The 8,743-nt window shown below is 70.0% G+C and carries 9 protein-coding genes; 2 read left to right on the forward strand and 7 right to left on the reverse strand.

Features of this window, described 5'->3' with window-relative positions:
* The first annotated feature begins 47 nt into the window (after positions 1 to 47).
* Complete coding sequence (locus tag EBO15_RS23050; RefSeq protein ID WP_122196506.1) at positions 48 to 332, forward strand: DUF427 domain-containing protein; 285 nt, start codon at positions 48 to 50, stop codon at positions 330 to 332.
* A 414-nt stretch (positions 333 to 746) separates the two neighbouring features.
* On the opposite strand, the gene EBO15_RS23065 is transcribed toward EBO15_RS23050, so the two are convergent.
* Entirely contained in the window at positions 747 to 1,355 is a 609-nt protein-coding gene (locus EBO15_RS23065) for an SRPBCC family protein (protein WP_122196507.1), read from the reverse strand.
* A 126-nt stretch (positions 1,356 to 1,481) separates the two neighbouring features.
* On the opposite strand from EBO15_RS23065, the gene EBO15_RS23070 reads away from it, so the two are divergent.
* Positions 1,482 to 2,132, forward strand: a complete 651-nt coding sequence (locus EBO15_RS23070) for a TetR/AcrR family transcriptional regulator (protein ID WP_199744749.1) — start codon at positions 1,482 to 1,484, stop codon at positions 2,130 to 2,132.
* On the opposite strand, the gene EBO15_RS23075 is transcribed toward EBO15_RS23070, so the two are convergent.
* The 6 genes from EBO15_RS23075 to EBO15_RS23100 all read right to left on the reverse strand — a co-directional run.
* Positions 2,108 to 2,830 carry a DUF4097 family beta strand repeat-containing protein gene (locus tag EBO15_RS23075; RefSeq protein WP_122196509.1) on the reverse strand — a complete coding sequence of 241 codons (723 nt, stop codon included), beginning with the start codon at positions 2,828 to 2,830 and terminating at the stop codon, positions 2,108 to 2,110. The two genes, EBO15_RS23070 and EBO15_RS23075, sit on opposite strands and share 25 nt — an antisense overlap.
* Before the next feature lie 114 nt (positions 2,831 to 2,944).
* Positions 2,945 to 3,721 carry a thiopeptide-type bacteriocin biosynthesis protein gene (locus tag EBO15_RS23080; RefSeq protein ID WP_122196510.1) on the reverse strand — a complete coding sequence of 259 codons (777 nt, stop codon included), beginning with the start codon at positions 3,719 to 3,721 and terminating at the stop codon, positions 2,945 to 2,947.
* Between the two features lie 21 nt (positions 3,722 to 3,742).
* The gene (locus tag EBO15_RS23085; protein WP_122196511.1) at positions 3,743 to 4,816 is read right to left on the reverse strand and encodes a lanthionine synthetase C family protein; all 1,074 of its coding nucleotides are present in this window, start codon (positions 4,814 to 4,816) and stop codon (positions 3,743 to 3,745) included.
* Positions 4,813 to 7,470, reverse strand: coding sequence for a lantibiotic dehydratase (locus EBO15_RS23090; protein ID WP_233616375.1), 2,658 nt, complete (start codon positions 7,468 to 7,470; stop codon positions 4,813 to 4,815). Before EBO15_RS23090 ends, EBO15_RS23085 begins: the two co-directional genes overlap by 4 nt.
* 245 nt (positions 7,471 to 7,715) lie before the next feature.
* Positions 7,716 to 7,859: an FxLD family lanthipeptide gene (locus tag EBO15_RS23095; RefSeq protein ID WP_122196513.1), complete on the reverse strand. Its 144-nt coding sequence runs from the start codon at positions 7,857 to 7,859 to the stop codon at positions 7,716 to 7,718.
* Positions 7,859 to 8,743: class I SAM-dependent methyltransferase (locus tag EBO15_RS23100; protein ID WP_122196514.1), on the reverse strand; the 885-nt coding region annotated here is incomplete at its 5' end. The genes EBO15_RS23095 and EBO15_RS23100, both read right to left, overlap by 1 nt.

Below are 8,743 nucleotides of genomic sequence, written 5' to 3' on the forward strand. Positions count from 1 at the left end.
GGGAAGGGAGGCGGCGGCGACGGCACGCGCGGAGGGGGCGGGCGGCTATGGCACGCGCGATCTTCAACGGGACGGTCCTGGCCGAGACGGAACGGCCGGAGCTGGTGGAGGGCAACGTCTACTTCCCGCCCGAGGCCGTCCACGACGAGTACCTGACCCGGACGCGGAGGGTCTCGGTGTGCCCGTGGAAGGGCATCGCCCGCTACTACACCGTCACGGTGGACGGGCGGGAGGCGCGGAACGCGGGCTGGTCCTATCCGCACCCCAGCCCGCTCGCCCGCAAGATCAAGAACCATGTCGCGTTCTGGGGCGACGTCGAGGTCGAGCCCTGACCGGGTCGTTCGCCGGTCAGGCGGTCGCGTAGCCGGAGAGGGCGGGTTCCAGCAGGTCGAAGGCCCGCGCGGCCTCGGCGGCGACGGCCCTTGCGCGACCGCCATCACCTCGACGTCGCCACGGTCGATCTCTCTTCGGTGCTGCCTCGGCGGTCCGAGTCCCAGGAGCAGCGGCCGGAGCCGAAGCGGCCTCCGCTGCGGGGGCCGAGTTGCGCCGTCCGCCGACGGAGCACGGCGTCCTTCAGCAGGCCGCCGACGGGTTCGCCTCGCTCTCGCGTCTCGACGCGGTCGGCGTCGTCCTGCTGGCGCGGGGCATCGAGGAGTGGTCGTGTCCGAGTGGTTCGCCGTCGAACGCGCGTCGCCCCGGCCGGGGGTTCCTTGTCGGCCGGGGCGACGCGTGTTTGGTTTTGCTGCTCAGGTGCGTGCTCGGGCCTCGGCGGCGGTCTTCAGGTCGCGCACCCAGTCCTCGAGGCCCGTGCCGAGGATCCTGGTGGCGGTGGGGACGTCGGACTCGGCCTGCCGTCCGGTCCAGGTCTCCTCGGTGTGGACGCGGACGCCGCCCTTGACCTGGGTGAACGTCCACAGGTGGATGCCCTGGTCGATGCGGACGCCCGTGCCGACCGCGGGGCCGCTCCACAGGACGCAGGAGTCGTGCTTGAGCTGCCGGACCGTCGACGTGATCGTCATGGTGGTCGCCGGGGTGGTGGGCGTCGCCGGGCCGGGGGTCGTCCAGCGGAAGCTCGACCCGGGGCGCAGGGGGCCGTGGTCGAGGCGGCGGGCGGAGAGGACGGCCTTCGGCTGCCAGGACGGCCAGTGCGCGACGTCCGTCTGCACTGCGAAGACCGTGCTGATCGGCGCCTTGATGAGGACGCCGGTTCGGTAGCGGATCTTCGCCTTCGGGTCGGTGCCCTCGCCTCGGCATGTGGGGCGGGGTGTGTGGTGGTCGGCGGCCTGTGCGGTGGGGGTGAGGGTGCCGAGGAGGGCGACGGTGGCGAGGGAAACCGTGAGTGCGGTGGTGCGCATGGCCGTCTCCTTGTTGGAAGCTCGTGTGTTCGTTAGAAGTTATAACGAGACGCGAGGACGGCCGTCAAGAGCGTTCGTGATACCTTCTAACGGAATTTTCGAGGTATAGCCGGGAGGTGGGGGACGGTGACGACGCCGCGCGAGCGGTACCGCGCTCAGGTCCGCGTGGAGATCAAGGAACACGCGTGGGAGCAGATCGCCTCGGCGGGCGCCTCCGCGCTCTCACTGAACGCGATCGCCAAGCGGATGGGCATGAGCGGTCCCGCGCTGTACCGCTACTACGCCGGCCGCGACGAGCTGATCACCGAGCTCATCCGGGACGCCTACCGCAGCCTCGCCGACACCGTCCGCGCGGCGGCGGACGGTGGCGCCGACCTCGCCGGGCTGGGACGCGCCTTCCGCGGCTGGGCGCTCGAGGACCCGCAGCGGTACTTCCTCATCTACGGGACGCCCGTCCCCGGCTACCACGCGCCGGACGACACCCGGCTCATCTCGCAGGAGATCATGGCGACGCTGCTGGAGGTCGGGGCGTCGCTTCCGGAGCGTCCGGCCACGGCGTTCGACGCGCACATCGACGAGCACCGCGACTGGGCGGACCCCTCCGTCCCGGCGGGCGTCCTGCACCGGGCGCTGAGTTTCTGGACGCGCTGCCAGGGAGTCCTGTCCCTGGAGCTCGCCGGGCAGTTCGCCGGGATGGGCTTCGACCCGGCGCGGCTCTTCGAAGCCGAACTGGCCGACCTGGTGGCCGGTGGTCAGGCGGCGCGGACCTCGATGTGACCGTTGCTGGTCGTCAGGTCGAGCCGGTTCGCGGCCGACGGGTCGTTCTGGACGCCGATGTCGCGTCCGCCGTTGCTGGTGTGCGACGTGACCTGGTAGCGGCCGTCCTTCGGGACGGTCAGGGTGATCGCGCCGTTCGTCGTCTTCGCCCGGACGCTCTCCGCCTTGCTCGGCGTGAGGTCGATGGCCCCGTTCGAGGTCTCGGCGTCGATCTTGCCGCTGATGCCGGCGCCCTTGATCCGGCCGTTGTGCGTGCGCGCGACGACGGGTCCCGCGACGTCGTCCAGGGTGATCTCCCCTGAATGGCCCGTCACGTTCACCTGTCCCACGTGGGACAGGTGGATCGATCCGGACGTCGTTCCGCCGCTCACGGGCAGCCCCGCCGGGACCTTGATGTCGTAACTGACCGAGCAGTCGTCCATGCCGCACCCGGACAGGACCAGCACCCCGTTCTCGATCCGATGCGTCGGACCCTCCGGCCGGTTGTCCTTGTAGTGGATCGTCCGGGCGAGCGACGGCTTCGCGGTGCCGCCGACGACGGTCACACTGCCCGCCTTCATGCCGTCCAGCCGCACGGACGTCACCTTCGCGGTGAGAGCGGCGTCGTCCCGGAACACCTTGTCCATCATCGGGTTGCAAGCGCTGACCGAGACGACCCCGGCAACGGCCAATCCCAGTGCGAACAGCTGGCGGCGCATAGTACGTCCTCCCCCGTTTAGTGATCACGAAGGATGCTAAGCGCCCACCCCTCACCCCCACGTCCTGCTCCAGACCCACATCCCCCCTCCCCCAAAAGTCTCAGAACCCCTGGCTCACCTCAGGGTCCCGGTCCGTTCACCGAACACGGCATCTGCGGCCGCGCGGGCCAGGATCGCCTGGGTAGGGCCAGGGATTCCTATTCGGTTCCAGTGGAAGATCACGTGTTGGGCGGCTATGGCTCGTATCCCCCGAGTGAGCCGGCCCTGCTCTCGCAGGGACCGCAGGTGTGCTCCCGCATGGCGAAACGCCTGAATCCATGTGGTGGTGATGTCGTCAGTGCGGAGGTCGCCGAGGAGGAGTTCTCGAACGTCGCCGGTGAACGTCGTCCAGGTCGAGGTCGAGGGGTGATCCGTCCACAACGGCGCTCGTTGGTCGGCGACCTGGGCCCACACATCTCCCTGCTCGCCGAACTCCAGGCCGGCGTCGCGCATGAGAGCGGTGCACAGGATGAGGGACAGCTCTCGGCGGTGACCTGCATGGCCGCTGAGGTGGACGAGGAGGTGGCGGCTGTCGGTGTGGAAGAGCCGGTGCGCGGTGGCCATGCTCGCCGGGCCGCCGAAAGCGTGGATCTCTGGCTCATAGATGTCGCTGGTGGCCTGGACCCCTTGGGTGAGGAGGTGGTGAACGGATTGGCCGGTGCTGTCGGGACCAGCGGGGAGGTAACGGACGCGCCAATGCCCTTTGCGAACGAAGAACCAGGCCGTGATGAGGCAGCTTGCTTCGGCGCGCGGCAGCACCTGGCTCAGGTGCGCGACGGCCTGGCGCTCGCGCTCGCGGGGATGGCTGCTGGGGAAGGTGAGGTTCACCTGCCTCCACTTGGTCTCGGTCATGGTCAGCCCTTCTTGGGACGATCAGCACAGCAAGAGGCAGGCGTCCCAGGACGACTTGACGCCTGTGGTGGCCAGTTCGACTCCAGCGGTTCCGTCGAGGAATCCGGCGGGCTCGTCGTGAGCGGCGCCGGCGTGCTGGTGCCGCAGTAGTAGAGGCGCGAGGGGGAACGAGGTGCGAGCGTCTGCCGCGATCCGCCGCCCGGTCGCCAGCAGGCCGCCTGTTCCGTGGCAGAGCCCCCTTTCGGTGAGCCGACCGACCTGTCGGGGGTCGCTGACGCAAGAGACGAATGCGACCTCCGCCGCACGTTGGCGGACGGGATCGTCCAGGGCGCGGGCGGCGAGCTGTTGGGCGCGGGCGACGCCGGGGGTGCCGTAGCACCAGGATGCGCGCGTCGGTCCTGGAATCCGAATACCGTCCTGCTCGAGCTGGTGGAGGTAGAGGATCTCGGGCCACCACCGGCCGTCCTCGTCGCTCTGCTCCCAGCGATCCAGCCAAGTACAGATCCGGGTGATCGCCGAACGCTGCCCGTCGATCTCGGTGCCGTCGAGGAGCGCGAGCGCCAGCAGAGCCAGCGGGCCGGTGATGCCATGGGCCAGCCCGTGGTTGCCGTGGCCTCCGGCGGGGCCAGGCCGGTCGCGGTGGGGGCCGGTGGGGCACCACCAGCCAGGCAGGCCGTCGAGGGGTTCGGTGAGCCGGATCAGGTAGGCCAAGACCTCGCGGAGCAGAACGTGGTCACCGATGCGCCGCAGGGCGACACCGAGCCCAGTCAGTCCCTGGATGAGGTCGAACTCGCTGTAGGGGGGACGTTGGTGGCGGTCGATGCGGCGATGGGCTGCCTCCAAGCGTTGTCGCGTCACCAACGCGGTTCCCGCTGCGGCGACGGCCTTGGCCTGAACAAGGCTGGGATGGTCGGCGGCGGCTAGGACGAATGCCAGAGCAGGCGCCCCGAAATAGAGACTGGCGCCCTCGGCGATGCTGACGCCGTCGGCGACGGTTGCTTTCAGGGCTGTGAACGCTGCCTCCCAGCAGCCTTTCTCCAGGTGGAGCAGGGCAACCCCGATGGCGCCCTCGGCAAGGTTCTGGGCTCTGTTCACGGCGTTCGGCGGATGAGGGCCCTGTGGGCGACGGCGCGGGCAAGGCGCAGACAGTACAGCTCGGATGCGGTGTCGATACCGATCGCGCGGGCGTGGTGCAAGTGCAGGAGGTCGGCGAGGACGTAGTCGGTGTCCAGGCCGTCCCGGTCGGCGGCGGCTCGGTAGGTCTTCAGCGCTGCCGCGAGGTGGTGCTGCGGAGGGAAAGAGCTGACGCAGGGGAGCCGGCCGGGATCCAGTCGCGGACCACTGCGACGTGGCACATGCTCGCCAAGCCAGGCAGCGCCGTCGTCGGTGAACCCTTCGGCGATCGCGACCATTCCCGCGGCCGTGGCTGCCTGCCGATCGCCGGACAGCCGCTGGAGGACGGCGCGGGAGTCGGCGGCGAACACCGCTTCGGCCGCAGCGAGGGCCGCCCCGCCCCCGTGACGGCTCTCAGGGCGATAGGTGGCAAGGACGTAGTCAGTGAGAAGTCCCTGGTCGTATAGCCGCTCCGCCAACCCGGCGATCTCTCGGGCGACCGCGGCGAAAAGGCTGGGGTCGGCCAGCGGGATCCGCAGCCGCACGTGGGGAGCCGGTTCGGGATATCGAAGGAACCACCAGTCCGCCGGGAGGCCGGGGTGATCGAGGTATCGGTGGAGTTCGGCGAGGACGTCCTCCACCCTTCCGAACAGCCTCGCGTCCACCCAGCGCGACAGGGCCGGCCGGTGCTGGATCGCGTTGACAGGACGGGCAGGACGCGGGGCGGGGCAGGGGCTTGGCGGCGGCGCGACGAGCGTGATGAGGAATTCGGCGGGCCTTCCCGAGAGCCATCCGGACGGCTCGGGGGCTTCGGTGAGGGAGACGCGCGCATGACGGTCCAGCCCGCTACGCAACAACGCGAGCTGGGCGGGCTCGTCCAGGTCCAGGCGTAGCCGGACGTCGTCGTCACCGATCAGTACGTATCGCGGCAGATGCCGCGACATGCGATGCCGTTCCCAGGTGCTGTGCCAGACCGGCCATGATGCGGTTCGATCGGGCAGTTCGGCCTGATGGATGGTCCAGCGCGCCGGATGCAGGATGGAGCGGCCACGCCGGATCCTGGGCAAGAACGTCAGCCCGTCAGCGCGCCCCCAGTCGAACCGCGTGCACGGTGCCGTCCAGGCCGTCCAGATCTCGGTAAGAAAGCGGACGATCGGCTGCTGGAGCGACGGCAGCAGCACGCTGTTCAGCAGGAGAGGCTCGACGGGCCGACCCGTCGATCGGGACACCAGCCACAACCGCTTGCCGTCGCCGGCAACCGCCAGGTCCTCCAGTGTGCATGCCGGGGCGGGGTGGAAGTCGCCGACTGGCAGCACAGGGAGCACTTCGGTGGTGCGAGCGACTGCGGCGAGTCGGGGTTCGAGCGGCGGCCCGGAGAGTTGCATGGACTCAGCGCCTGGCATGGCGGTCGGCAGACTGGAGTACACGCTGCGGAACCGTTCCTGTTCGGCCGAGGTGAGCAGGTGCAGGAACCGGGCGGCAGCGACTCCGGCGTGGCGGGCGCCGCTCAACACCGTCAGCGTGAACGAGCCCTGATCCAGGTCGCGGAGCGTCGTCGCGGCCAGCGTGAACCGCAGCTCGGTATGGGGGATCGGGGGACGGTCGTCATCGCCGTGCAGCGCTGCGACCAGGTCATCGTGAAGGACGATCTCAGTGCAGCTGTCCAGAGCCGACCGCTGAGCCAGGTCGGCCAGCATTGCGTCGCGGGCGGTGAACGCGGAGCGTTCCCGACGGGCGGAGCCCCGGTATCCGGCAGGCAATCCCAGGGCGTTCAGGACTTCACGGAGCGGCACGGCCGCGCCCGGTCCCCATCGCTCGATGAACGCGCCGTGGTAGGCGGCCCAACCCGGAAGGCGCGGGGCCACGGCGACGAGTGTGTCGGCGGCTCTGCGCGCCTCATCGACGACCGCGGAGGGCAGCGTCACCGAGCAGTCGACTCGCCGATCGACCGTGGCATGGTCGCTTGGTGCGGGCAGATCACCCGGGGCGAGGTTGCCCGCCAAATGGGCGATGGGATCGGCCACGGTCATGGGCGGCCGAACCGCTGACAGCAGCGCCCCGGTACGCACCAACGCACGGCACAACCGTTCGGCCTCTTCCACGCCCTTGGCGAGGAGGGGAGCGACCGTCAACGCAAGGTCTTCAAACGCGATGGGGGAACGGGCGGCCTCCAACGCCAGCTGCACCGGTTCCGTGAGGCCGATCTCGGTGTCCCACCTGCGTCCGCCTTCGGACCGGGCGCAGGGGAGAACCCACACACCACCCCGCCGGTACCCCAACGCGCTGGTCACCACCCGCGCCGTCCGCAACGTGGGAAGGTCGTCCTCGGCCGCAGTGACGCATTCATCGATGGAACGCTCGTCAGGACGGACGACGTCGACATGACGCTCGCCCCAGCGCACCACCGCATGGGCACCGAAGGTGACCGGGGCGACCCCGGCGAACCGGCCGAACGGCGTCGCGCGGGTCGTCCACCTCAGCACGTACCGGAGGGTGGTCTCGACCAGGCGGCGCAGTCGGCGTGTGTGGAGCGGCTCTCCGGCCAGAACACGAGTGACCTGGTCCGCGAACTGCGGCGTGGCGCAGGTAACGGCTTCGGCGAACCCTGGTAGCGCCCACACCTCACGCAACCACATCAGCCACTCATCGGGGCGGTCACACGTCAGATCCGGCCATGGTGGGACGCGGAGGGCTGGAGGGTAGGCGGCGGTTCTGATCAGAGCCGCCTCCGTCGCTTCGAACGTCATTGGGGCTTGTAGGGCGCGCATCTGAGGTCACCGTTCCCGGGTCTCGAAGAGGGAAGACCGTGGGCAGGGGTGGGGCCCGGCGCTTCACCATGCCGGGCCCCGGGACGAGCGAAGGGTGCCGACCTCCGATCAGGTCAGTTTCCGCCGCCCGTGCAGGCATTCGAGCCGGTGTTGCCCGATCCGCAGCCGTCGTCGGTGCTGGTGGCGTGACCGCTCGCGGCGGGCCCCGCGTCGACCAGGCGCACGTCCAGCTGGTAGTCCTGCTCGGTGGTGTCCATCAGGAGATTCCCTTCTCCTCGGAAACGGGGGTGAACGTCAGGACAAGGCGGCTGTGTCGCTTGTCCAGGACCGTCCCGGCCGGCAGGTCGCCGTCGGGAGTCTGTGCCGGAAGGACGCGCAGAACCGGGGCCGGGCCGCCCGCGTCCACCCAAGCCCGCATGTGATCGACCATCCGCCCGGCTGCGGCGGCGGCCTCCGGCCCATGGGCGATCGCGCCTAGGTCGAACCGCCGGTCGGACCAGCGCAGCTCTGACCGGTAGCAGAACGCGCCCGGCTCCAGGCCGGCCGGCGTGCCGAACCGCCATGCCGGGGCGACGAGTCCGGACTCGACCGCGGCCTCTTGCGCGGTGAGGATCACGAACTCGGCGGTCTCATCGCTGAACCGACTCGCCAGCCACAGGTCCAAGTCCGCCAGAACGGTGCGGGGAGGCAAGCCGAGTCCCGCCCATGCCTGCTGACGGGGCTGGAGCAGCAGCTCGGCGGCCATCGCTGGGTCTGCCTGCTGGTTCTCGTCCAGTCGAAGGTGGACGCCGTCCGCGATGTCGAGGTAGCGGACCTCGTGGGCACCGGCACCCTGGACGGAGACGAACCCACACTGGCGGTGGCTCTGGCTGACCAGCTCGTGGCCCGCCCGGCGCAGCGCCCACGAACGGGTCAGACCGAAGGTGCGCAGGGGCACGACGAGCACGCCGTCGTCGGTGAGCTGGTCCCGCCAGGCAGCAGGGACGTCCCAGGCTCCGGCGGTGACAATGATCAGGTCGTAGCGGCTGCCCGGTTCGACCGGATGCTCGGCGTCCGCGCACACCACCTTGACGTCGTGGTAGCCCGCCTTGGCCAGGCACGCCGAGGCCCGGTCGGTGACATCCGGGTCGATGTCGACGGT

The sequence above is a fragment of the Actinomadura harenae genome (assembly GCF_003696215.1).
In the GTDB taxonomy this organism is placed as follows: domain Bacteria; phylum Actinomycetota; class Actinomycetes; order Streptosporangiales; family Streptosporangiaceae; genus Spirillospora; species Spirillospora harenae.

Coding starts and splice junctions, on each gene's coding strand:
- EBO15_RS23050 (WP_122196506.1), top strand. CDS start 48: ATGGCACGCGCGATCTTCAACGGGACGGTCCTGGCCGAGACGGAACGG.
- EBO15_RS23095 (WP_122196513.1), bottom strand. CDS start 7,859: ATGGACACCACCGAGCAGGACTACCAGCTGGACGTGCGCCTGGTCGAC.
- EBO15_RS23090 (WP_233616375.1), bottom strand. CDS start 7,470: ATGTGGTTGCGTGAGGTGTGGGCGCTACCAGGGTTCGCCGAAGCCGTT.
- EBO15_RS23065 (WP_122196507.1), bottom strand. CDS start 1,355: ATGCGCACCACCGCACTCACGGTTTCCCTCGCCACCGTCGCCCTCCTC.
- EBO15_RS23080 (WP_122196510.1), bottom strand. CDS start 3,721: ATGACCGAGACCAAGTGGAGGCAGGTGAACCTCACCTTCCCCAGCAGC.
- EBO15_RS23075 (WP_122196509.1), bottom strand. CDS start 2,830: ATGCGCCGCCAGCTGTTCGCACTGGGATTGGCCGTTGCCGGGGTCGTC.